Annotated in this window: 14 protein-coding genes and 1 tRNA gene; 8 read left to right on the plus strand and 7 right to left on the minus strand. The window is 41.0% G+C overall.

Annotated features, from left to right (window positions below):
• Position 1: 1 nt before the first annotated feature.
• Positions 2 to 724 carry a bacillithiol biosynthesis deacetylase BshB1 gene (bshB1, locus tag FG28_RS15700; protein ID WP_036384430.1) on the plus strand — a complete coding sequence of 241 codons (723 nt, stop codon included), beginning with the start codon at positions 2 to 4 and terminating at the stop codon, positions 722 to 724.
• On the opposite strand, the gene FG28_RS15705 is transcribed toward bshB1, so the two are convergent.
• On the minus strand, positions 725 to 2821 hold the full coding sequence (locus FG28_RS15705) for a tetratricopeptide repeat-containing sensor histidine kinase (protein WP_051947408.1): 2097 nt from the start codon (positions 2819 to 2821) through the stop codon (positions 725 to 727).
• 313 nt (positions 2822 to 3134) lie between these two features.
• On the opposite strand from FG28_RS15705, the gene FG28_RS15710 reads away from it, so the two are divergent.
• The 4 genes from FG28_RS15710 (at position 3135) to FG28_RS15725 (ending at position 7350) form a co-directional block, all read left to right on the plus strand.
• Positions 3135 to 3210: transfer RNA gene (locus tag FG28_RS15710), tRNA-His, on the plus strand.
• A 1502-nt stretch (positions 3211 to 4712) separates the two neighbouring features.
• Positions 4713 to 6632: an FG-GAP-like repeat-containing protein gene (locus FG28_RS15720; protein WP_036384436.1), complete on the plus strand. Its 1920-nt coding sequence runs from the start codon at positions 4713 to 4715 to the stop codon at positions 6630 to 6632.
• 255 nt (positions 6633 to 6887) lie between these two features.
• Positions 6888 to 7031 (plus strand): hypothetical protein, encoded by a 144-nt coding sequence (locus tag FG28_RS20665; RefSeq protein WP_156102296.1) that lies wholly within the window; start codon positions 6888 to 6890, stop codon positions 7029 to 7031.
• Positions 7032 to 7044: 13 nt separating this feature from the next.
• Positions 7045 to 7350 (plus strand): hypothetical protein, encoded by a 306-nt coding sequence (locus FG28_RS15725; protein WP_156102297.1) that lies wholly within the window; start codon positions 7045 to 7047, stop codon positions 7348 to 7350.
• Positions 7351 to 7486: 136 nt separating this feature from the next.
• Here the strand turns inward: FG28_RS15725 and FG28_RS15730 are convergent, their stop codons facing one another.
• Genes FG28_RS15730 through FG28_RS15755 form a run of 6 tightly spaced genes read right to left on the minus strand, consistent with a single transcriptional unit; the run spans position 7487 to position 13680 of the window.
• Positions 7487 to 7999: a hypothetical protein gene (locus FG28_RS15730; protein WP_036384441.1), complete on the minus strand. Its 513-nt coding sequence runs from the start codon at positions 7997 to 7999 to the stop codon at positions 7487 to 7489.
• Positions 7983 to 9188 (minus strand): hypothetical protein, encoded by a 1206-nt coding sequence (locus tag FG28_RS15735; protein WP_036384443.1) that lies wholly within the window; start codon positions 9186 to 9188, stop codon positions 7983 to 7985. Before FG28_RS15735 ends, FG28_RS15730 begins: the two co-directional genes overlap by 17 nt.
• A gap of 2 nt (positions 9189 to 9190) precedes the next feature.
• Positions 9191 to 11365, minus strand: a complete 2175-nt coding sequence (locus FG28_RS15740; RefSeq protein ID WP_036384445.1) for a type II secretion system protein GspD — start codon at positions 11363 to 11365, stop codon at positions 9191 to 9193.
• 3 nt (positions 11366 to 11368) lie between these two features.
• On the minus strand, positions 11369 to 12781 hold the full coding sequence (locus FG28_RS15745) for a GspE/PulE family protein (protein WP_036384447.1): 1413 nt from the start codon (positions 12779 to 12781) through the stop codon (positions 11369 to 11371).
• Complete coding sequence (locus tag FG28_RS15750; protein ID WP_036384449.1) at positions 12782 to 13267, minus strand: hypothetical protein; 486 nt, start codon at positions 13265 to 13267, stop codon at positions 12782 to 12784.
• Positions 13267 to 13680, minus strand: a complete 414-nt coding sequence (locus FG28_RS15755; RefSeq protein ID WP_036384451.1) for a general secretion pathway protein GspG — start codon at positions 13678 to 13680, stop codon at positions 13267 to 13269. Before FG28_RS15755 ends, FG28_RS15750 begins: the two co-directional genes overlap by 1 nt.
• A gap of 147 nt (positions 13681 to 13827) precedes the next feature.
• Here FG28_RS15755 and FG28_RS20235 point away from each other — a divergent pair, with 147 nt between their 5' ends.
• The 3 genes from FG28_RS20235 (at position 13828) to FG28_RS15770 (ending at position 24544) form a co-directional block, all read left to right on the plus strand.
• Positions 13828 to 15378: a fibronectin type III domain-containing protein gene (locus tag FG28_RS20235; protein WP_051947409.1), complete on the plus strand. Its 1551-nt coding sequence runs from the start codon at positions 13828 to 13830 to the stop codon at positions 15376 to 15378.
• A 127-nt stretch (positions 15379 to 15505) separates the two neighbouring features.
• Positions 15506 to 18988, plus strand: coding sequence for a hypothetical protein (locus tag FG28_RS15765; protein ID WP_156102298.1), 3483 nt, complete (start codon positions 15506 to 15508; stop codon positions 18986 to 18988).
• A gap of 9 nt (positions 18989 to 18997) precedes the next feature.
• On the plus strand, positions 18998 to 24544 hold the full coding sequence (locus FG28_RS15770; protein ID WP_156102299.1) for a DUF6443 domain-containing protein: 5547 nt from the start codon (positions 18998 to 19000) through the stop codon (positions 24542 to 24544).
• Positions 24545 to 24558: the final 14 nt, after the last annotated feature.

The following is a 24558-nucleotide window of genomic DNA, read 5'->3' on the forward strand; positions in this document are numbered from 1 at the left end:
TATGAAATTAGACATTTTAGTGTTCGGGGCCCATCCAGATGATGCCGAACTTGGAGCGGGTGCCACCATTGCTAAAGAAGTTGCCCGAGGAAAAAAAGTGGGGATCGTAGATTTGACCCGAGGCGAATTGGGTACGCGTGGAACCGCGGAAATTAGGGATGCTGAAGCAGCCAAGGCAGCCAAAATTCTTGGGGTGGCCGTTCGGGAGAACATGGAATTTGCCGATGGCTTTTTCATCAATGACAAATGGCACCAGTTGGAAATCATCAAAATAATCAGAAAATATAGGCCCGAAGTTGTTTTGTGCAATGCTGTGGAGGATAGACATATTGACCATGGAAAAGGAAGCCAACTGGTGAGTGATGCCTGTTTTTTGAGCGGTTTGGTAAAAATTGATACGCAAATGGACGGGGATGATGCGTGGCAGGAACCATGGCGTCCTAAAAGGGTTTACCATTTTATCCAATGGAAAAATCTGGAACCCGATTTTGTAGTGGATGTATCGGAATTTATCGAGAAAAAGAAGGAAGCTATTTTGGCCTATGAATCCCAATTCTATGATCCAAATAGTGATGAACCTGAAACGCCCATCAGCAGTAAAAATTTTACTGATAGTGTCATTTACCGAGCCCGGGATTTAGGGAGACTGGTAGGTGTGGAATACGCCGAGGGATTTACCGTGGAACGCTATGTGGCTGTGGATAATCTTGACCAACTGATCTGATCAACTCGCTTTTTGATATTTTCGTTCAGCCTTTGGCAAGGTAAAGAAGAAAGAAGTTCCTTTGCGCGGAACACTTTCCACCCAAATCTCACCTTTGTTCTTTAAGATCATCTCCTTGCATAAGGAAAGCCCCAGACCGGTACCTTTTTCGTTATTGGTGCCATAGGTGGTTATATTGGTGGAATCTTCAAAGATTTTCTTTTGAATTTCCTTGTTCATTCCAATTCCTGTGTCACGCACAGTGACCTGCCACATGCCCGATTTTTCTTTTGCTTCAATATTGATCAATCCATTGTCCGGGGTAAATTTTATGGCGTTGCTCAACAAATTTCTTACCACAATGTCAATTTGGTTTTGATCAGCCCAAATCTGCGGGTTTTCCGGTAATTGGTTTATGATTTTTATGGATTTGCTGTGCGCCAGCTCTGTCAATAATTGAATATTGGTTTCCACAATTTTGTTCAACGATATTCTTTTGGGTTTGGTCACAACCCCATTGAGTTGGTTTTGCCCCCATGTCAACAAATTGTTGAGCGTGAATGAAATATTTTCAACATCGGCTTTTAGTTTGGGGATAAATGAAATAAACTCATTTTTGGTAATCTCCCCGTCAGTGAACAACTTTAGAAGTCCTTGTAGCCCTCCAATGGGGCCCCTAAGATCATGCCCGATTATGGAGAAGAGTTTAGTCTTGGTCCTGTTAATTTCGTTAAGTTGCGCTTCTCTTTCACCTATTGCCTGGGATTTTTCCTTAAGCTCAATGTTGAGCTTTTTCTGAATTTTTTCGCTACGTCGAATTACAAGTATGATGATGCTGAGAATAAGCAATATGATAATGGAAAAATAAATGTAATTCCGTTGTTTGGCCAGTGCCTCTTCGTTGGATTCAATGAGTTCCTGTTTTTCTTGTTCATATTGCAGTTTAGTTTCCAAGAGTGACAAACTCTGTTTGTTCTTGTCCTTGAACAAGGAGTCGGACAATTTTTTGAATACTTCAAGATAGGAAAGGGAGGCAATGTGGTTTCCACGTTTTTTATGAAGTTTGTACAAGGTTTCAGAACAATCTATTTGTCCTTGTAGGGATTTTATCTTTTTGGATAACTCCAGTCCTTCTTCCGCATAGATCATGGACAAGCTATCCCTTTCCAGTCCCAGATGAACTTTGGCCATTCCGTTCAACAATTGTATACGTATCCTGTCATCCTCAATCTGGTTTTTGAAGAGCATGTTACTCTGGTCGTACCAATACAAGGCCCATTGGTATTTTTCTTGTTCTAGATAGATGTCTCCTTTTACTTCATAGGCATACGCCAACCAATCGTATATTTTGTTCTTTTCAAATGTGTTGATGCTCTGATTGACATTGAACATGGCATGTTTAAAGTCCTTGGCATCCTTGTACAGTGAGGCCAAGTTGCTTTGGGTTTCGGCATCTATGATTTCATCACCTATTTTACGATTGATTTTCTGAACAGTATCATAAAAAATCAATGCATTTTTAAAATCTTTTTGCTCCGCATAAAGGCTGGCAATGTTTTCATTGAGAATTGAAAGCATTTCATTGCAGTCAATTTGTTTGGCAATATCTATTCCTTTCAGGTTAAGGTTAAGAGCTTCTGCATAATTGCCTTCATAACTGTAGTTTTGGGCCAAGGTATTAATGATGTCAAGTTCTGATCTTTTATCATCAATTTCCATGGCCAATGCCAGGGCATTTTCAAATATAGGCATGGATTTTTTTCGATTCCCAACATTATAATAATAGGTGCCAAGGGCACGCAATGCATCGACCTCGCCCCCTTTATAGTCTATGCCCTTGCTTAAATCCAGAACACGCTCTGCAATGGAACGTAAGCTGTCGTTGTCTATGTATTGGTATGAAAAGGCAAGATTTACCAGCAGTTTTATATGCGTTGTATCCTTAGGATTAAAACGATTGGTAGACTCCAAGCGCTTTAATTTGTAGGTGAGGCTGTCCTTTTTGGTAAGCTGCGCCTGCGTTTGTATTGGGCAGACCATAGGAAGTATGCAAAGGAATAGGAGTGTCTTTCCAAGCAATAATTTATGGCGTAAAGCACATGCTTTTGGTTGAGGCATTTTTCTCTAAATCTACTGAGTGTAAAAATACTTTCGTAGTGGTATTCGGAGAATTAAATGTTGTGAAAAGCTAAAAAATATGTGTTTTATCTGACAAAGCATGTATTTTATCGATGTTTTATACCAAAAGTGGGGTTTAGGTTACTACTACATTTTTATAGAAGAAAATATGGGATGAACATCTATTTCAAAAAAGTTACGATTCCTTTTAGGAAGTATTAAAATCTTTTGGTTGAATCAATACAAAGAAGTATTTTTGCACCCGCCTGAACGAAATTTGGCATTGGTCTTTTTTGGCAGGTCAACTTTACATGGTGGTTGTAGCTCAGCTGGTTAGAGCGCTGGATTGTGGTTCCAGAGGTCGCCGGTTCGAACCCGGTCTTCCACCCAATATCCCAGAGCCTCTGTATTTACAGGGGCTTTTGTGTTCTTTTAAATCCCTTTTGCCATTAAGAATAGTATACTAAAGGGCAAAAGCGAGCATGTAAACGAGTATATTACTATCTTGTCAAAGATGGCCGTCAAGATGTACTCAGAACCAAAACTTTATATTCCCAAGACCAAGGATGGAAAACCGGATATCACCAAAAGGTGGTACATTTATTTCTACTTCAGGAACCCTGAGACGGGAAAAATGGATAAACGCCCACTCAAGGTATATTAGGGCATCAATACGGTAAAAACTTGTCAGCTCAAGAAAGTTGGAGGGTAAAACGCTCCTTAACGTAACAAAGAGAATACTAGCAGAAGGGTATAACCCCTTTGAAAAAGACTCGGCAAATAAGCTGCCCGTTGGTTCCGTCGAGGAAAGCTTCAAAACTGCACTTGAGAACAAAAAACCCTTTGTAAAGGAGACCACATATAACAGTTATGGGGATTATCTGGCAGCGTTCTTAAAATAGCTTGGAATCCTTTTAAAGGAGAAGAGATAACTTTTTGAAAACCTTGTTTAGACCTATAAATGGGTAGAATTCTACCCAATTAGAAAATGAGCTATTACATGGAAAAGTGGACCAAGGATATAGCTACCCTGCCTTTTCAAACATCAGTGCTTATAGGTGAAAAAGGTGAGCAGTTTGATGGATTTGAGTTCTTGAAATGAACATCTGGGCATTTATCTAGGTTAAATGAAGGTTTAAATACCGAGAAAAGTGGGTATTTAAAAATACATGTATTTGGTGAAAGGTTGAACGTTTGAGCCCAGATGCCCCTATCCCCATCAAATTTATCATGCGGTAAAGTTTTAAAGATGGGACCTCCCATTTTAAACCTAATATTTGCAATCTCCGTTGGATAACGAGGATTTCGGCATTGATTTACCTCTATGTGATTCAACGGATTTTTATTACACCCTATTTACATACGAAGAAAACCGTATGTGGTACGGCCATGACCAAATACGATTTTTTCGTAATTAAAGGTTCTCCACTTACAATTGTTGTGACTTAACATTCGAGAATTCTTAGAATCTTATAAGACGGGATTTCCCGTCTTTAGTTTTGTTAGTGCCAAAGTATCACTAACAAAATACCTATTTGTACTTTTGTTTTGGCCAAGTATTCAACACCAAAATTTTATGTGATTATTGGACTTTGCCTCTTACAGAATGACGAAGAGACAGTTATTGAGTTTGATACAGCCCTTCAGTGCAGCATACTTTGCCGAAGAAATCAACCCCATTATAACCCAGAGCAGAGGTATTACATTAAACGAAGCAAAGACATTGAGTTATTTGCAAAGTAATTATGTGTTATTATCTAAAGTTTAAGAAAAGGAATTATTTTTATTACACTTGTAAAAGCGTTCTGCTCAATACTTAACCTAAATTTTCAGCTCTAATAAAAAAGAAATAACTGATTTTATATTTATTTCATTAACAAAAAAAATAACCATGTCAAGAATTATCAAAGTCTGTGTTATCTTCCTAGCACTCTCATGTAGTAGACCTGACGTTGTTCCGGAAAGTGGCGAATCTTTCACGAATGATTCAAATGTTTATCATTCCAAAGTCAAACTTAATACTATAACCATTAATTCGAGTGAGCATTTTATTTCATACTTTACTGATAGCATTGCAAGCGGTGACAGTATTATACTTAATACCAGTCTAGTTATTGATTTAGATTCAAGTGATTCCATTCCTTTCCAAATTCCTTCAAATGTTTCTATAAATGGAGGTGGCTCAAATTCTGGGTGTAATGGAACTGGAGCAAAAATAGCTGTCCAGGAAGGGGTTACTTCTGAAGGCACTTTATTTGAAATTGTTGGAAGCAATGTTAGTATTCAAGGAATACAGGTTATAGGACCATATCCAAATTCCAAAGCCGATACTGTGGCAAATAATCCTCCAGAGGATAATGAGGATAACGGTGATGAGTTTTATTGGATTGGTATAAAGGTAAATAACTCTGATAATTTTACAATTGAACAAAGTCTCTTGACAGGTTGGAGTAACACTGCAATAAAATTATTCGGTTCTAAAAATGCTTCTATTAACAATAACTGTATAAAAAATAACAGAGCAGATAATAGAGCTTATGGAGTCCACTTTAGGGATGGTTCGTTTGCTACTATCACTAATAATTTTTTTCAGTTAAACCGGCATCATATTGCAGGCAGAGGAAATTCCGACAGCTTGGGTAATTATGATGGCTACGAAGCCGCAAATAATACCTTCGACATGAACGGTATGTATTCGCAAGGGGTTGATATGCATGGCGGCAACTCTAATGACACTGGAGGGCAAGCAGGTGGGAATATATGGATTCATGATAACTTATTTATCGGCAGCGACCATAAACCAGCAATTGCCATAAGAGGTATTCCGAAAATCGGTTGTTTAATCGAAGACAATAGTTTTTTAGACTATGAAAATGAAGAAAAAGCAGTGAGACAGAAAAAGAATTTTGGAAATTTTCAATCAAGAAATAATAGTTTCTCAGAGAGCAATAATGGTATATATATAAGTTGGGGCGGGAGAAGTGAATGGTACAGGTTTGCAACGGTTGATATTGGTGGTATACAAGATCTTGGATTAGGAAAGTTCACTTCCAATTTTGGCATTATTGATTTTACTGGAAGCGAATGGGTGCTATATGAGTTTTCAAATCAGTTCGGAACTACCACCTCATTTAGCGGAACGGTGATTAATTCTTTGGGTGAGTTAATTGATGATGTAGCATTTGGTGACTTTGATGGAGATGGAGAAACAGATGTTTTTAAAACAGATAACGGAAAATGGTACGTGTCTTATTCAGGTTCAGGATCTTGGACTCAGATTGCTTCCTCAAACTATACCTTGAGCCAGTTGGCATTTGGTGACTTTAATGGTGACGGTAAGACAGATGTTTTTAGAGCTACCAATGGTAAAGATTGGTATGTGAAGTATCCAGGAATTGGGCAACCATGGACATTAATTGCGTCCCTGCCTGAAGCACTTGGTGATTTAGCTTTCGGTGACTTTAACGGAGATGGTAAAACGGATGTATTTAAAACTGATAATGGTAAATGGTATGTTGCTTATTCTGGGATGGAACCTTTACAATGGGAGCAAATTGCTTCATCTAACTACACTTTAGACCAGTTGGCTTTTGGTGATTTTAATTATTTTGATTACCCTTTCAACCCTAATTCTGATGAAAGAACGGATGTCTTTAGGGCTACTAACGGCCAAGACTGGTATTATAAAGCACCTGAGATTGAGCCATGGACACTGCTCACTTCACATACACAATCACTAAGTCAATTGGCTTTTGGCGATTTTAATCAGGATGGAATAACCGATATCATAACATACTTAGCACCGTTTTAAATTCAACTTTAAAAGGTTGTTTTTTAGCATTAATACTGGGAATCTGGCTTACTCTTATCTAACGGTTTTCTCCCGTGCGCCAACAATTTGAAAAGAATAGGATTTATCCGTTAATATTTTGTTTTACTTATGAAATAACCTTCATATCTAATTAATTCGGAAAATCCCGTCTTTGGTTTTGTTAGCACCAAAGTATCCCCAACAAAATATCTATTCGTATTTTTACATTGGTTAAGTATTCAATACCAAAATTTTATGTACTTATTGGACTTTGTCTCTTACCGGATGACCAAGAGACAGTTGCTGAATTTGATACAGCCTTTCAGCGCAGCTTACTTTGCCGAAGAAATCAATCCCATTATTGCCCAGAGTAGGGGCATTACAATAAAAGGAAGCTAAGACATTGAGTTATTTGCAAAGTAACGAGGTGCTCTTATTTATGGATGATATGGGTTTCCCAATTGATGGAATTGGAAAGCGCATTGTCTTTGAGGGGTTGAGTACTACTAAAAAAAACCTCAAGACCAAAATAAATACCATGAGCCAGCCTGAATTTGACAAAAGGTTGAGCACAATTGTGGCCAAGAACCGGAAGAAAGAAATTCATGAGATCCGTTTCTGTCAATATTTAAGATATCAGGAAGTGGTTTCATTTTTATTGGGCATAGGGGAGTCGTTAGCCTTAAAAGAGAACATTAAAATCAAATCAACTCAATGACTTTGGGCATGGGACATTGGATGGGCTTCCCGAGCAGATATAGAAATGAGCGTAATTTATCTAAGGGATATAATTGGCCCACTTTAGGCCTTATATTCAGGAGCTCGGTGTTGTACTGGGGATTATTGTGGAAAAACTATTCCATTAGCTGTAGATGCACTGTTGACTGCAATGAGGATCTCCCCGATCTATAATCCCTTTTCTTCTCAAAACCCATATGGGAGATGGCCCCAAAATTTCCTCGGCTTTCAATGGCATGGACCACCTTCAATATTTCACTGAAAGAACCCTCTAGAACAAAGATGTAGGTCTTGATATTCGTGTTGTTGCTTTCAATAGTGTGCGGAGCGTTGAACTGGACCATTTTTACCTCATTGGAAGAGGCGTTCTCGTTCAAGAATTTTAATAGGTCGTTCTGAAAGTTGGAAGAGCCCAGGTCGAGTTCCCTAAATTGTGCATCAAGCTGCTTATCCTTTTGGGACAGTGCGGATAGTTCCATTGGTAAGTTCTGGACAAGCTCATGTTTCTCCATGTTGGAGAGATAATCACTTCGAAGCAACAATGTTTTTTTTATCGCCAAATGATAACTGAAGAGGAGCAGCACCACGAAACCACCCAGTAAAATCTTGTTTTTATTGCTCAACTTCATTGGATGTGATTTTTAGGGTGAAACTATCCATGGATTTGGTGACATATTCATAACCGATAATTTCCACTTTGTCCACCCAACTCTTGGTTTCCAACGACTCTGTCCATTGGGAAAACTCTGTTTTGTCATTGGAGTTTCCGGCCACCATGATAACATGCTCCAAAACCTCAATCACGTTGTTGTCCCGTACTGGCTTTGATAGGGGTTGATAGTCCATATTTTCCAACAGTATGCTATTGGGCAGTTCTTTGGCAATTTGGTCCAAATAGTAAGTGGAACTTGATGAGGCGGACCCTAAGAGGGTCTTTAACCTGTTCTCCTTTTCAACAACCTTGGACTTTAAGATTTTAAGGGTGTTATTTTGCTGTTCTATGCTTGCCAGTGTTTCCATTCCCATGGTCTTGTTATGGTAATGGGAAAACAACAAAAAGTTTGAGAGCAGGATTGCCAGGAAAATCCCCAATCCCCATTTTACACTCACGTCAAAAAGACGACTGTTTTGAAAATTATTTCCAAGCTCTTCATTAAAGGACAACAAATTGGAGGCTTTTGGTACCTTTCCCAGATGGCCCAATATATTGGAAAAGGATAGAAGGCTAATGTTGGATAAGGTAAGACCATTAAGTTCCAGGCGGGCTTTCCGAGTTGAATTTATTACATCCATAGCAACTTCGGAACCTCCATGTTTGGAAAGCTCAAAATTGGAACCCCGCACAGTGGTCTCTGTAAAATAGGACAGGCAATTGCCAATACCGGAAACACCCAATGAAACGGAACAGGGAATAATGCCATGGCTCTGCAATGTTTCCAAGAAGTGAACGATATGTTCTTTTTTGCTAAGGGAAACCACCCTGAGTTCCTTGCTGTCCAATACTTCATAATAAAAATTTTCCAAGGACAGATTTGGAAAGGCAATGGACACCCATTGTTCGGGAGTGCCTTTTATATCAAGAGGGATTTGTTTCTTGAGGACCTTAGCGGTGTTTATGGTCAAGAGCAAAGGCTGCTTTTTATTGACATATGAAACCAATTCTTCAAGGTTTTCAAAAAGTCCCTCATAAACAGTTACAAGTTCGCTCTTTGTTCTTTTGACATTTAACAATGAGAAGAAGGCAGTATTGTCCACTTCAAAGACTTCCAGTCCTTGAAATGTGCAACCTTCGCGTATGTTTTGGAACCAGTGCTTCACATTTAGTAAATGACAGTGGGTTTTATCAAAATCGTCAATTTCTGTTTGGTATCCTCACGCTTTCGTTCACTGAACAACCATTTTATCACGGGGATTCGGGCCAAAAAGGGAACACCGCTTCCCGAGTCATTTTTGATCTTTTCCTCAAGCCCGCCCAATATGGCCAGATCTTGGTTCTGCATCCGTATGATGGAACTGAATTCCCTTGAGGTCAACCCGGGAGGGGCGTCCTCCTCGATCCGTTCACCACTGAAATCCGATTGGATCACGTTGATGTCCAAGGTCACCTGACCGTCCCCGGAGACCAAGGGCTTTATGCTCACCCCCAACTCGGCATCAATAGGGGCATAGTTCCGTATTTCCGAGGTGGTGGGCACCTGAGACCCAAAAAAGTTCTGGTTGGTGATCACATAATAGGTGGTCTCACCAATGGAAAGGTTTGCCCTATGGCCGTTCAAAGTGGATAATTTAGGGGTCGACCGTATCTTGATGTTCCCGTTTTCCTCCAAGGCCTTTATGGTGGCAAAAAATTCAGGTACGACCCTGCCAATATTGAAGGAACCAAAACCATCAAAACCACCGATCACCTTGTTGACCGTTTTGGCCCCAAGGGTGAGATCGGCACGGGGAAATAGGTTGCCTTGGGTCTCCACGGGCTCTTCCCCGATACCCCAACTTATACCCGTCTCCACAATGGATGATTTTCTGACCTCGATGATCATCACCTCGATGAGCACAACCGGGACGGGCCTGTCAATCTCGGCAATAAAGTTCTTGAAGCGTTCAATGTTGGCCGATGGACCACTGACAAAGAAGCTATTGAGCTCAAAATCCACTTTTATGTCCAGTTCGGACTTGATCTCATCAGGCAGAATATTCACAAGGGCCTCTGCGGTATCCTGGTAGTTGCCAAATCCATTGCCCTGGGTATTGATGGTCCTTTGGTTATTGTAGTTCTGGGACCCACCCTGAAAATTGGAGCCCTGATTGTTGGAAATATAGTTCACATTCCCCGTATTGGTCCTCCCGGCGGTACGGTACCCCCCTGAATAGGATGTGGGGTCACTTAACAGTTCCACGGACCGGTGCATCATCTGTACAATCTCCACCTTCCGCAAACTGAGTTGGTCCGCGGTCCCAAAAAAGTAGATGTTGTTTTCCTTTTTGAAGGTAAAGTTTGTGGACAACTGGGCATCCTGTCCATTATTGGTATTTGGATTGCTTCTGGGCCTTGGACGTCCATTTTGTTTGTTTTCGTTGGTGTCCATGGGCTGGCTCTTTTGTTGGCTCTCAAAAATGTGGGTCAAGAGGTCATCAAAATAAATGTTCTTGGCATTGAAGGTCACTTTTCCTGCCTGTTCCAAAGGGGTGGCGGTATAGACATCCAATTTAAGGTCCAAAGCCAATGATTCTACAATATTGGAAACCGGGGAATCATTGAAATCCACATTGAGGATCTTGTTGACCGTGTCCAAAACTTCATAGTACATGCCCTTTTTAAGTCTCTGGGCCTTGAAAGCACCATCTTGTGCTTCCAATGCACTGAACAGGAAAAACCCATCCCTTGATTTTGAATGGGAGAGACCGTTCAACTGGGCGATCTTCTCCATGGCCGTATCAAAGGGAACGTTGTTCAAGTAGATGTTCAGTGGCTTGTTCTTTAGATTGTTGGCATATAGCAAATTCTTTCCAGAGCTGTCCATGATCCTTCGGAAAACCCGTTCCAATTGAATGTCGTTCACATCAAGGGAGATATGTTGGGTTGTAGGATCCAATTGGACCAAAAATGTTTTTTCAACAACTTCTGGTTGAGGAGGGATAAAGCGCTTTATGGCCAAGATGCTTCCCGTGAAGTCTATGGTCAGGTTGTATTCCTTACACAGAAAGACCATTAGGTCGGAAATGGTCACATTGGAAAAATTGTTGACAATGGTGATATTGGCAATATCATTGGACACACTCAGATTAAGATTATGGACCTTGGAAACGGCAATCAGAAAATTGGGAAGGGTCACGTTGGAAACGTTGACCTCCAGTTTTAGGGTCTCATTGTAGGATGGATTGTCCACAGCAAGAACTTCCAGATTGTTCTTGATGGTCTGGATCCGGTCGTTCCCATATTGGGCAAAGACCAGAGATCCAATAAAAAATATGAGTATGGTAATGGTTTTTTTCATGTATCAATTGCTTAGCAGGGGATAGATTTCCTCAATCGACGTTATCCCTTGTCCTAATAGGTCAATAGCGTTGGTCTTTAAGGTGGATAGGCCATTTTCCTGGATATACTGGTCAATCTCCAGTTCGTTGTTCTTGATGGATGGTTCCAGTTTTTTGTCCACGGGCAATATTTCATAAATGGCCTTTCGTCCATCATATCCGGTATGGTGACAATGGTTACATCCCACGGGAATGTAATGATGGGCCAGGTCATTGGGAATGGAAAAATTGGCTGGGAACATATTTTTATCAATGGATTTCTTTTGTTTACAATGGCTGCAAAGCTTACGCACCAAACGTTGGGCAACGCTCATGTTCAAGGTACTAGCGATGAGAAAAGGGGGAACCCCCATGTCGATCAATCTTGAAATGGTGGCCCATGCTGAATTCGTATGTATAGTGGACAGTACCAAATGACCGGTCAATGCGGCCCTGATGGCCATGTTGGCCGTTTTTACATCCCTGATCTCCCCGACCATGATAATGTCCGGATCCTGTCTCAAAAAGGTCCGGAGGGAGCTCGCAAAGTCCAACCCAATGTTTTCCTTTAACTGAACCTGGTTGATACCCTCAAGGGTATATTCAATCGGGTCCTCAATGGTAAGGATGTTGGTGGAACCGTTGTTCAACAATTTCAGTGTGGCATATAGGGTCGTGGTCTTACCGGAACCCGTTGGGCCCGATATCAAAACAATGCCGTTGGGTTTTTTGATCCCTTCCTTATATCGGGTCAGTTCCATTTCGGTCATTCCAAGGTCATCAAGGTTCACTGTTCCCGTATCCCGGCTCAATATCCGGAGCACCAACTTCTCACCATGCAGGGTGGGCAGGGAGGAAACCCGGATATCGAATTCCTCCCCATTGGAGTTTATGGAGATACGACCGTCCTGCGGCAATCTTTTCTCCGCGATGTCAAGATTGGCCCTGATCTTTATTTTGTTGACCATGGTGGGGTAGTCCGGAAGGGGAATGGAATAGTATTCCAGTAGTTTTCCATCCAACCGCAACCGTACTCTGCACGTGTTCTCATAGGGCTCAAAATGGATATCACTACTGCCAATGGCCTTGGCCTCAAGGAGCATCTTTTCCAAAAAGTCGTTGGTATATGTCAGCTGATCGGTGCCCTGCTGCTTCCGTTGCCTATAGTTTGTGGTCAGGTATTGTTGGAGCTCTTCGGGGGCACATTGTTCCAATGACACCTGTGAATCCAAGACAATGTTCAACTCGGCCAAGAGTTCTTGCAGTGAAGTGCTGTCGGTCTTCAGCACCAGCCCATGTTCACCTTTTGATACAGGGACCACCCTATAATGAAAGGCTTGGTCGGCAGAGATGAACTGCTGTAGATTGGGAGGTATTTTATAATCGGTTTGTTGCATTTATAGGATATATAGGGATGGTGAAAACGGTAGATGGGCCAATAGGATAATAGCGATCAAATAAATTCCCATAAGTCCTGCCAAGGGTACTGTTTCAGCTTTTTTAATCAGTCGAAGGAAGGCAAAGGCGATCAGGGAAAAGCAAATGGAACCCACAAAGAGCAGGATAAAGGTCACTGTGGGAAATCCTAAGGCAAAGGCGAACATAAAGAGCATGTCACCCGATCCAAAACTGACGTCCAAGAAATCTTTTTTGAAGATGTATTTGGTGACCAGGAACAATATCAATAGTACACAACTGACCAAGATGACATTGCATGCTACAAAAAACACAAAAGCATTGGTCCCCACATGGGATATATGGATGCCGGCCAACAATAGGGCAACGATTGGAAAGCATATCCAGAGTACAGCCCTTTCTCTAAAATCTTGAAAGGCTATTATGGAGCACCCTGCCATAGTAAGGAGTTCTAGGATTACCACCATCAATCTTTGATAAGCTGTTTGGGATTGCCATTTTCATCGATTTCCCAAACATTGAGAATTCCATCACCATCAAAATCCGTGATGGCCTCGGCCCTTGCCTTAAATGAGGCATTTGTGGCCGATACAATTTCGTACCTATAATTGGCAGTGCCATTTTCCTTTACCGTTTTTGGGGCCACAAAATCCAGTTCGTTCATATCAAGGGTGTACTTACTGTACAGATACCGATAAGTTGTCTGGGAATTGTAAAGAGCCTTTAATTGGGTCTGTGCTTCAATACTTTTGGCCTTGGATATCAGGGGCATCAAGTTGGGCAGGGCAAGCAAGAGCAGTATACCGATAATGGCCAGGACGATCAAGGTTTCCTGAAGGTTCAGGGCCTTAAGTTTTTGGTTGAAGAATTGTAGAGTCATACGTGGTCAAAACAGATTTGGTAGTAGAAATAACTTAAAAAAAGTAGGAATATTATACAAAAAATATAATAAAATAAAATAATTATTGAAATAATGTAATTCAACGAAAAAAAGAAAAATATTGTTAAACATTTGAAAATCATTTATATGTTTGGAACGGTCACTCCCAAATCGGCCAAAAACGAAATACGTAACATTAACCTACTTATGAAACCTATTTTTCTAAAGGTGTTCATTGAAAACACCTCTGTTAGAACCCATTTAAAAAACCCAAATCTTATCATGAGAAATCTCTTTTCAAAGGGCCTTGTATTGGTCCTATTTTTTTGTGCCTTTAGTGTCAAGGCCCAAATCGACTATGGGACCATTAAATTGTACAATTCCCTGACCGATCAGGAAATTTTGAATATTACGAACAGTTCCACCTATGATTTGAACGTGGTTGGGGACAGCCTTAATATAGAAGCGGTACCTCCTGTGCCAGCTTCCGTATCGAGTGTGACCTTCACCACGAGTATTGGAGTGGACAACACCGAAAATGTAGCCCCCTATGCGTATCAAAAGGACAATGAAGCAGAAGGTTTTTTTAGTTGGCTTACCTTGCCGAACTATTTGGATACGGCTATCACGTTTACCATTCAGTATTGGAGTGGAAGTAGCGGAACAGGAACCGAGCTTGGAGATGACGTGTTCACAATTACGTTTACAAAGCCCACTCCCGACACCCAGAATCCCACAGCCCCCACACTATCAAGTACGGGCCATGCAGTTACAACCGCCGACCTTTCGTGGAGTGGCGCCACCGATAATGTTGGGGTCACTGGGTATAAGGTTTTTAAGGACGGTGTTTTGGAGGCCACTCTTGGTACTGTAAGTACGTATCAGGTCACTGGGCTGACAGCGTCCACTACCTATAGTTTTACAGTGACTGCATTGGATGCGGCAACGAATGAGAGTGCTCCAAGTAATGCGGTATCTGTGACAACCAACAGTTCAGCGGATACGCAAGCACCAACAGCGCCAACATTGTCCAGTTCCGGACAGACCGATACGACAGCAAACTTATCTTGGAGCGGTGCCACAGACAATGTTGGAGTCACGGGTTATAAAGTTTTCAAAGATGGTGTTTTGGAGATTACTCTTGGTACAGTAAGTAGCTATCAGGTCACGGGGCTGACAGCTTCCACAAGCTATAGTTTTACCGTAAGAGCATTGGATGCCGCAGCCATTGAGAGTTCACCTAGTAATGCTGTTTCGGTTACCACCAATGCTGGTTCAGGTGGAGGCAGTTCGGTGTGGACAGAATCTGGTTCCACGGCCAGTTATACAGGTGAAGTTGCAATTGGTACGACTTCCGTTCCAAGCGGTTATAAACTTGCGGTAGAGGGAAATATTCGTACCCGAGAAATACGTGTGGACCAAGATACCTGGCCGGATTATGTCTTTACCAAGGATTATGATCTCCCAACTTTGGATGAAATCAAAAAGCACATTGAAGAGAAGGGCCACCTGCCCAACATTCCTTCAGCTAAGGAAGTTGAGGAAAATGGCGTGGAGCTAGGAAACATGAACCGACTGCTTTTGGAAAAGATTGAGGAGTTGACCTTGCATGTTATCAAACAACAACAATTATTGGAAGAGCAACAGATAGAGATGAAGAAGCTGCGGAACCAAATATTACCCATAAAGGTTAAATAAATTTCCAGACCTAAAATTGAATCATTTTTGATGTGAGAAAAACATTTCTCAATGGCGTAGCCTTGTCTTTTTTGATTTAGGTGGCAATAAAATTGGTTTTAAAGTAATGAACAAAAAACAACAAATAATGAAAACATACAGCATTATTTTTTTTAGAAAAGCCATGGTAATTGTGCTGGTTTTAACTGCTGTTGCCTTCAATACCTCATTGTTGGCACAAACCAGTGGCATCGATTACGAAAATGAATTAGATAGGATTGCAAATATCCCAAATTCACCGGAATCCATGGCATTTGAACGCTATGGGAATATGAGTGCTAACCTATATAATGGAACTCCAGATATAAAGGTCCCCATCCACACTATTAAGGGGAGGGAAATGGAGCTGCCCATTTTTTTGACATATGATGCAACAGGTATAAGAGTTGACGAATTGGCTACCTGGACCGGTGCGGGATGGAACTTAGTCGCAGGCGGCCGTATTAGTAGAATAGTCAATGGATTACCTGATGAATATATCAATACAGGAAATGTATATGTCACTCTTCGCGACTCCACTGTGAGAGCAAAGATGGCTGAATTTAAAAACTACACCAATCAATTTCCAAATTTGACCACAGCTCAAAATTATTTTTCCTTTTTAGAAGATGTAAACACAAATAGTATTGATACACAATTGGATTATTTTTCTGTTAATGTTCCCGGTTTGTCCGGTACGATTGTTTTTGACCCTGAGCTTAACATGGAGCCTAAAATGTTGGAAAACCCAAGGGTAAAGATTACAATTGAAAAAGACACCACTCCGAGAGAAATCGAAAAATGGACCATTACAGGAGAAGATGGAAGGGTCTACATTTTTGACCGAGTGGTTGAAACTACTGAAAATCATTTGAACGATGTAGGGCAAACTGGAGCTGTACTTATTAAATACTATTCAACTTGGATGCTCACTGAAATGGTTTCTCCCAACGGAAAAGATGTTTTTGACTTCACATATACATGGTTTGATAGGAGACAAATGGATTTGTTTGCTTCATCTGCAAGCCTTGTATTTAACCCGATTTACCCTGGCATCAATTACTATGAAGAGCCAAACGGCAGTAGTTTTGGGACTGCCTCTACTTACTATTTATCGCAACAGTTTCTAACTGGCATTCAATATAACGGATTTAATGTGGCTACCCTACAATTAGGTGTTCGCTATGATACAGATATTGATTCTGCCTTAGATCAAATAACCTTTTATAACACTACTAGTGATGAAATAAAGGAAGTGGATTTTTACTATGGATATTTCAACATGGACGGTGTGAATAATCCTTGGGAAAAAGATGCTAATGAGATTCGCTTGAAATTGGATAGTTTGGGAATTAAGGGAAATGATGACGTGGTCTATGAAAAGTTCCGCTTTGATTATATAAGTCCCGATGTAGTCCCACCAAGAGGTTCAAAAGCACAGGATTACCTGGGGCTTTATAATGGGAAAGGGAATAATACTACACTCTATACCAAAGTAGAATTAGATGACAAATTTTTTGAAGGTGCGGATCGAGAACCTGATAGTAATTACAGCTCAAAAGGTCTTTTGAGCAGTATAGTTTATCCTACAGGGGGTAAGACCCAATTTTCGTATGAAGGTCATACAGCATATCATTCTATATCTGAAGAAACAACTCAGGGCTTGGTCGGCGAATCACTTAACTCCGGTAGCCCCACAACACCCGAATTATATGTGATTAATTCTGCAATCTATTGTGATGATGAATATTTGGACTATGAAATGCCTAAAATTTTAATCAAGTCTTTCACAGTGCCATATACCGGAGTAAACAAATTTCTGGTTGACTTCGTCGCCTATGGAAATGCAGAGGCATATATTATGAAAGATGATGGAACTTCAGACTACAATCATTACTGTGATTTTTATCAGAACATTGGGAATGCTGTCTGGCACTCAAGCTATATTACAGAATCAATTGATTTTGAGCAAGGGGACTATAAATTATTATTGCTGTTGGATGATAACTTCACTGGGTATGGTTCAACCAGTATCAATGTTTACAGGCCTGTGACCACCACTGAATTTATAAATGATAATATAGGAGGCAATCGAATTTCATCTATTTCTGAGTATACCAGGGATGGCAAAAGAGTATCAAGAAAATCCTTTGAATATGAAGATGAAGACGGTAGAAGCACAGGAGTTATAAACTATTATCCAACCTTGTACTACTTGAAACCGTCTAACCAATTGGTTAGAATGGTTAATTCTCCAAGAGGAGATCAACCTTTTGTAACATACAGTTCGGTAAAGGAAATTGTTCAGAATTCGGATGTTTTAAACCCAGAAACAATTGGGCATATCCGCTATAAGTACAATATCGGCAATACAGGGGTTTTGCCAAATTCAAGTTTTCCCTTTGAGAATAATTATACCAGTTGGTTAAGAATTGGGCAACAAAGAGAGAAGTATGTATATGATGTATCAGATAGTTTATTAGTAGAGGAATACAGGCACCATTTTGAGACCCAAAACTATGCTGTCAATAGTATGGTGGTGTATCAAGATGAAAGTTTCCAAGACAAAATTATTGCCGTTGAGGATGTAGATGGAACTGCGGTGCGGTTAAAATATCTGCAAAACAATGAATACACAAGTAATACAATATGTCCAAATGCTACCAATTATGGTTATATAACATGTTTTAGCAACTCACTTTCTGCGCTTAGAAAAAGAACTGCTTATGCACAGGGATTTGTGGGAGGAGTAGATTCTATATCACAAAAAGAACATTTCCCTTCTTTGCAAAAGACCATTTCAAGAATTACCACCAACAACTATGACGCCAACGTGGACTACTTACTTAGGAGAACCCTTGTTTCAGATAGTAGAGGAGGAGTTATTAACACCTCCTACTATTATCCCAAGGACCAAATTGTAACCGGATACAATTATTTGGAAGATGATAACCAATTTACAGTGGTGATGCGGAAAGAGGTTGAAAGAAAGCATGGGGCAGTTAAGGATGAAATCCTTGGTGAAGAAAGAGAATACACGAGTCTAAACAATGGTCAAGCGGTAATGCCTTCACAATTACAAATTTCAAAGGGAAATGCAGCACCTAGCATTGCCAGTTTTCAATACGATAGCGATCTAAATCTAAAAGATGCTTCAAGGGAATCCGGCCCCAATACAGCCTATGTTTGGGGTTATGATGAAATGTACCCATTAGCCAAAGGAGAAAACATTTCCAATACAGATTTAGTCGGTGCGATAGGATGGGCCATTAACAATATGGCCAATAAACCGGCAGGTGTATCCACAATTGAAGATTTGGTACAGCATATTGGTGATATGGAAACTACATCACAAAAACAAGTTTGGGCAAGTTTCAATTCCAAACTTAGAGAGAATCCCGCAGTGGCAAGTGCCATGGTAACCACCTATACTTATAAGCCCATGATAGGGCTAACTAGTATCACTGATGCGATGGAGAACGTATCCTATTATGAATATGATGCCTTTAATAGGCTAAAGACTGTTAAGGACATCGATGACAATATCACCTCCGATTTTGACTACAATTATAGGAACCAACAACAAGATTAAAGTTAAATTATGAAAACCAAGTCGAATATATCCATATTAAACACAGTATTGGTAATAGCAGTATTGCTGTTTTCATATTCTATACAAGGACAAGCTACTATGAGCGGTCTTGAATCGGTAGTTGTTGGTGATTCGTCCACCTATAGTCTGTCAGTAGTGGAAGGCACCGATGTACTTTGGACTGTTAACCCCAATGGTAAAGCAACAATAATTGAAGTTAATAGTACTGGGAAATCTGCTCGTATAAGATTTGAGGAAAACGGAAACCTAAATGTTGTGGCCACAGTTTTGAACCAGGGGGCATTTATGTACAATGTTCAGAAAGATGTGGCCGTTTCTGGAGGTGTGCCTGAAAACCCTGTGAATCCAATTATAGTCTCAAATAATTGTGGTGCTCCTATCTTGGAGCGAGGAGGTAGTGTAACAGGTTTAGGGGTGAGTTGGTATTGGCAGGGTAAGAACTCAAATGGCACCAGTACAAGCCTTGGAAGCGGTCTTAACTATACTGCGGATCAGGGCACAGGAACATATTATATAAGAGCCCGTAGTAGTGATGGGCAATGGAGTCCGGGGTCTGGGAGCGTCACAGTTTCATCAATCAATGACTTAGATCCAGGTTCAATTTCTGGGAATCAAATTATTTGTTATAACAGTGATCCGGGTGAGATTTCCAATGTAACGTTGCCATCAGCTGGTAGTGGAGGGTATTCCTATCAATGGGAGTATTCTGATGATAATTCAACTTGGATACTAATAACGGGAGCAACAGGGGCAAGCTATGACCCCTCCACAATTCTTATAGAAGACCGTTGGTATAGGAGGAAGGTAACCTCATGTAATGGACAAACAGATGAGACCTTACCGACAAGAATCATTGTCAAAGACCCATTAGATCCAGGCAGCATATATGAGGTGCCCAATAAAATCTGTCTTGGTGGAGATCCATCCCCGATAACCAGTGAGCATGTACCAAGTAACAACGTTGGAGCTACTACATACCAATGGGAGATTTCTTCAGACAGTCTGAATTGGAGCCCAATACAAGGTTCAGGAGCTAACCTACTTGACTATGATCCTCCGTCTGGATTTGTAGGACCTAAGTGGTTCCGCAGAGTTGTTACGGCATGTGGGGTTTCAGAAGCAACCAATGCTGTTTTACTGGATACATATCCAGAATTAATGGCTGGGGAAATAGCTGGAGATCAAATCATTTGTTATGGTGATGACCCAAATCCAATTACCAGCGCAATTGATCCCAGTGGTGGAAGAGGAGCGCCATATACTTATATATGGGAAGAGTCTATCACAGGTCTGGACAATTGGACTCCAGTACAGGGAGCAAGTTCCAGCTCTGCAACCTTTGATCCTCCCCCAAACCAGACCCAAACCAAATATTACAGAAGGGGTATAACAAAATGTGGTGGTACTGAGCTATTTGCAAGCACAATCATCATGGTAGAAGTAAGGACAGAACTACAGGGTCCAACGGGTAGTACTTCTTTTAATACATGTATAGGTGAAACTGTATTTCTGGAATTGACACCGGACGGTAATGCGGATACAATTAGGTGGTATGATTCGGCTACCGGTGGAACCCATTTTCATGAAGGTACGTTCTGGACAACAGAATCAATATACGAAGATGTCAGCTACTATGCATCTAGCTATAATTCTACTACGGCCTGTGAATCAAACACCCGTGTGAAAGTGGATATCATTGAAGTTTCTCAAACAACATATTACGAGGACAGGGATGGTGATGGACTGGGAGACCCAACAGTATCAGTTGTTCAATGTGAACAACCATTTGGATTCGTGCTGGACAATACGGATCAATGCCCAGATGTTTATAGTCTAATTAATTACTGCAGGCTTCAGGCACTTAGTGATGATCCTAATGAGCATAACTACGTGTATTCCAGGGTATATCAAGAAGAAAGTTCTGAAACCATTGATGCAGGGTTTTTTACACAAAATGATTCTTTGGTGCAGGAAATAGTTTTTTATGATGGTCTGGGACGCCCTTTTCAACAAGTAAGTATCGCACAATCACCAAATGCATTCAAGGATGACATTATCACACATATTGAATATGACGAATATGGAAGGCAGGAAAAGGAATGGTTACCTTATGTTGATCCCGAAGGGAATTTAGGAGGTTACCGATCTCTTGCCGATTTTGATACTGAAGAATACTATGTGCTTAACTATCCAAATGAGATATCTACAACTAATCCTAACCCTTTTTCCCAGAAAGAATTTGAGCTTTCTCCGTTGAACAGAGTTTTAAAGCAGGCAGCCCCTGGAGAGTCTTGGGAAATGGGAAGCACACATGAGATTGAGCTTGCATATTCAACAAATACAGATGCTGATAATGTGCGACAATTTGAAGTGGACATTCCCTCGAATGGTACGATTTATGAACCTACATTAATAGAGGAAAGTGTAAACTTGGAGTATGGCGAGGGTGAGCTATATAAAAACATTACTTATGATGAAAACCATCCGGGAACGGCAACAAAAGATCATACTGTAGAGGAATTTAAGGATAAGCAAGGTCGTGTAGTGCTCAAACGCACCTACAACAATGAGCAAGCTCATGACACCTACTATGTTTATGACAATTTTGGAAACCTTAGTTATGTACTGCCACCCAAGATGGATGCCTCCTTGACCAATATATCAACACTGCAGAACCGGATAGACGAACTAGGCTACCAATATATATATGATCACAGGAACCGTTTGGTAGAGAAAAAGTTACCGGGAAAGGGTTGGGAATATGTTATTTATAACAAATTAGATCAACCGGTAATGACTCAAGACTCGGTACAGCGAACCAGCAATAAGTGGCTCTTCACCAAGTATGATGCCTTTGGCCGAGTGGCCTATTCGGGAATACATACACATCCAAATCCTATAAGTCGAGTTGCCATGCAAGGATATGCAGATGATACGGTTACCTACAATCAGTTTGAAGAGACTGCTGCATCGACCAATTTTGGCGGAACAGAGGTGTTGTATTCTAACAATGCCATTCCGCAGAACAATATTGAGATTTTGACCATCAATTACTATGATGGTTATGATTTTGTGCCCGGTACGTTTCCCGAACCAACCAGTACGGTATTTGGAGATGTCATCAAAGGGCAAGTGACCGGATTGCCCACAGGAAGCAGGGTCAAGGTGCTGGATGTTTCTCCTGTTAAATGGATAACAACGGCCACCTACTATGACAACAAAGCCCGTCCAATATACACGTATATTGAGAATGATTATTTGGAAACGGAGGACGTTGTGGAGACAGATCTGGACTTTGTGGGAAAACCAGTAACCGTTCGGTCAGTTCATACTCGTGACGGCAACACAATAGTAACTATAGACAACTTTGTATATGACCACGTGGGCCGATTGTTGAAACAGACCCAGTGTATTGGAGATGGCACCATGGGGTATACTTGTGGTTCAGTTCCCGTGCAGGCCGACCCCATTCTTAATGAACCGGTCATCACCACGGGCAAGATCGCTACCAATAGTATTACGATTTCCCCAAGTTCTTCAGGATACACAACACTGAGCGGTACCCTTACCTTGAGGATCGATCCCAATGCCACGGGCGGGGTTGGTGGCGAGGAAGAGCTCATTGCCTATAACCAATATGATGAACTGGGCCAGTTGGAACACAAAAAAGTGGGGGGTACGCCAGATGTAGACTATGGCACAACAACTGGGCTACAGACCGTGGACTATACTTATAATGTAAGAGGATGGTTAAAACAAATCAATGAACCCGGAAATTTGGGCACGGACCTATTTGCCTTCGGAATCAATTACAATACCACGGACCATAATGGCGCTGCACTGTTTAACGGCAATATAGCCGAAACCGAATGGCAGACCGCCAATACGGACAATGCGCAGAAATGGTATGCCTATGCCTATGATCCGTTGAACAGGATTATAGGAGCCAGGGACAATACAGGGAACTATAATCTTGGGGTGTTTGATGGCTCCGGGAACATTACTGACCCGGTTACCTACGACAAGAACGGAAATATTCTCACATTGCAGCGGACGGGCCATTTAGGAGCCATGGACAATCTAGTGTACAACTATCACAACATGGAAAACAGTAACCGCCTACAAAGTGTGGCCGACAGTGTCATTGGCTCTGAAGGTTTTGTGGATGGGGCCACCAACCCCACGGAATATACTTATGATGGCAATGGAAACTTGATTACGGATGCCAACAAGGAAATTAGTAGCATTACGTATAACCATCTGAATCTTCTTACAAGTATTGTTACATCTTCTGGGAATATTTCGTATGTTTATGACGCCACAGGGGCCAAATTAGAAAAAGTGACTGTTGTCACTGGTTCTTTGACAACGACCGAGTATGCAGGTAATTTTGTGTACCAAAACAATGCCTTGCAATTCTTAAGCCAACCAGAGGGCTACGTAACGCCCAATGGTATGGGTGGGTATGACTATGTTTACCAATATAAGGACCACTTGGGCAACATACGATTGAGTTATACCGATGGTAATAATAATGGTAGTATAGACCCCAATGCTGAAATTGTAGAGGAGAACAACTACTACCCATTCGGCCTTAAGCACAAAGGGTACAATGACAACGGTATCTCCTCGCTTGGAAACGATGTGGCGCAGAAGTACAAAACGTACCAAGGACAAGAGTTTACAGATGACTTTGGTCTTAATTTCCATGAGTGGAAGTACCGAATCAGTGATCCGGCAATAGGTAGGTTCTGGCAAGTGGATCCATTGGCTGAAGATTATGTGTATAATTCAACTTATGCTTTCGCTGAGAATAAACTTGGCATGGGTACAGAGCTGGAGGGTGCAGAATTGGATGTTTTTCCATGGTTGGTACAAGATGCAGTTAAGAATCCTAATGGAGTAGGAGCACATTCGATTGGTGTTGTCAATGGTCTTGGTAATAGCGTTAAAAGTACAGTAAACGCAATAGCTCATCCAGTTGAAACTGCCAAAGGTGTAGGCCAGTTTTTAGATTTAGGTTTCAAGATGCAATATGGAGGAACCCTTGACCAAGACAATATCAATACAATGGTTGGAATTGGTACTGCTGTCGAAGGCGCAATTGATGATGTTGCAAATGGTAATGGAATTGAAAGAGGTACTGTAATTGGAGAAGTTGCAGGAGCGGTAATTGGTGCTAAAGGCGCGAATGCGGCAGTAAAAACTTTATCCGCAACGATAAAAGCCAATAAAACAACTAAAGTTTTTAGAGCTTTCGGTGGGGATTCAGGTCCTACTGGAAAATCATATACACCAATAAACCCAAATAGTGTTGAAAACTTTAGAGATGTTGCTGGATTACCATCAGGTGGTGAATTTGGAACAAATACGGCAAGGTTTATGATAGAGGGTACTGTAAAAGAGAAAAACATTTTATTGAGAAGAAAAGCTGTGAAAATGGACGGTAATCGAGGAGGTTTGCCAGAAATTGTTGTTAAAGATGCTACTAAAGTTAAAATCAAAAGGGTTTCTGGAATAAACCCTGAATATTAATAACAGCTAGTTTA

It is taken from the genome of Muricauda sp. MAR_2010_75 (assembly GCF_000745185.1).
Lineage (GTDB): Bacteria > Bacteroidota > Bacteroidia > Flavobacteriales > Flavobacteriaceae > Flagellimonas.

Excerpts from the sequence above, each read along its gene's own strand:
- bshB1 (WP_036384430.1), top strand. The coding sequence starts at position 2 with ATGAAATTAGACATTTTAGTGTTCGGGGCCCATCCAGATGATGCCGAA.
- FG28_RS15705 (WP_051947408.1), bottom strand. The coding sequence starts at position 2,821 with ATGCCTCAACCAAAAGCATGTGCTTTACGCCATAAATTATTGCTTGGA.
- FG28_RS15720 (WP_036384436.1), top strand. The coding sequence starts at position 4,713 with ATGTCAAGAATTATCAAAGTCTGTGTTATCTTCCTAGCACTCTCATGT.
- FG28_RS20665 (WP_156102296.1), top strand. The coding sequence starts at position 6,888 with ATGTACTTATTGGACTTTGTCTCTTACCGGATGACCAAGAGACAGTTG.
- FG28_RS15730 (WP_036384441.1), bottom strand. The coding sequence starts at position 7,999 with ATGAAGTTGAGCAATAAAAACAAGATTTTACTGGGTGGTTTCGTGGTG.
- FG28_RS15740 (WP_036384445.1), bottom strand. The coding sequence starts at position 11,365 with ATGAAAAAAACCATTACCATACTCATATTTTTTATTGGATCTCTGGTC.
- FG28_RS15745 (WP_036384447.1), bottom strand. The coding sequence starts at position 12,781 with ATGCAACAAACCGATTATAAAATACCTCCCAATCTACAGCAGTTCATC.
- FG28_RS15750 (WP_036384449.1), bottom strand. The coding sequence starts at position 13,267 with ATGGTGGTAATCCTAGAACTCCTTACTATGGCAGGGTGCTCCATAATA.
- FG28_RS15755 (WP_036384451.1), bottom strand. The coding sequence starts at position 13,680 with ATGACTCTACAATTCTTCAACCAAAAACTTAAGGCCCTGAACCTTCAG.
- FG28_RS20235 (WP_051947409.1), top strand. The coding sequence starts at position 13,828 with ATGTTTGGAACGGTCACTCCCAAATCGGCCAAAAACGAAATACGTAAC.
- FG28_RS15765 (WP_156102298.1), top strand. The coding sequence starts at position 15,506 with ATGAAAACATACAGCATTATTTTTTTTAGAAAAGCCATGGTAATTGTG.
- FG28_RS15770 (WP_156102299.1), top strand. The coding sequence starts at position 18,998 with ATGAAAACCAAGTCGAATATATCCATATTAAACACAGTATTGGTAATA.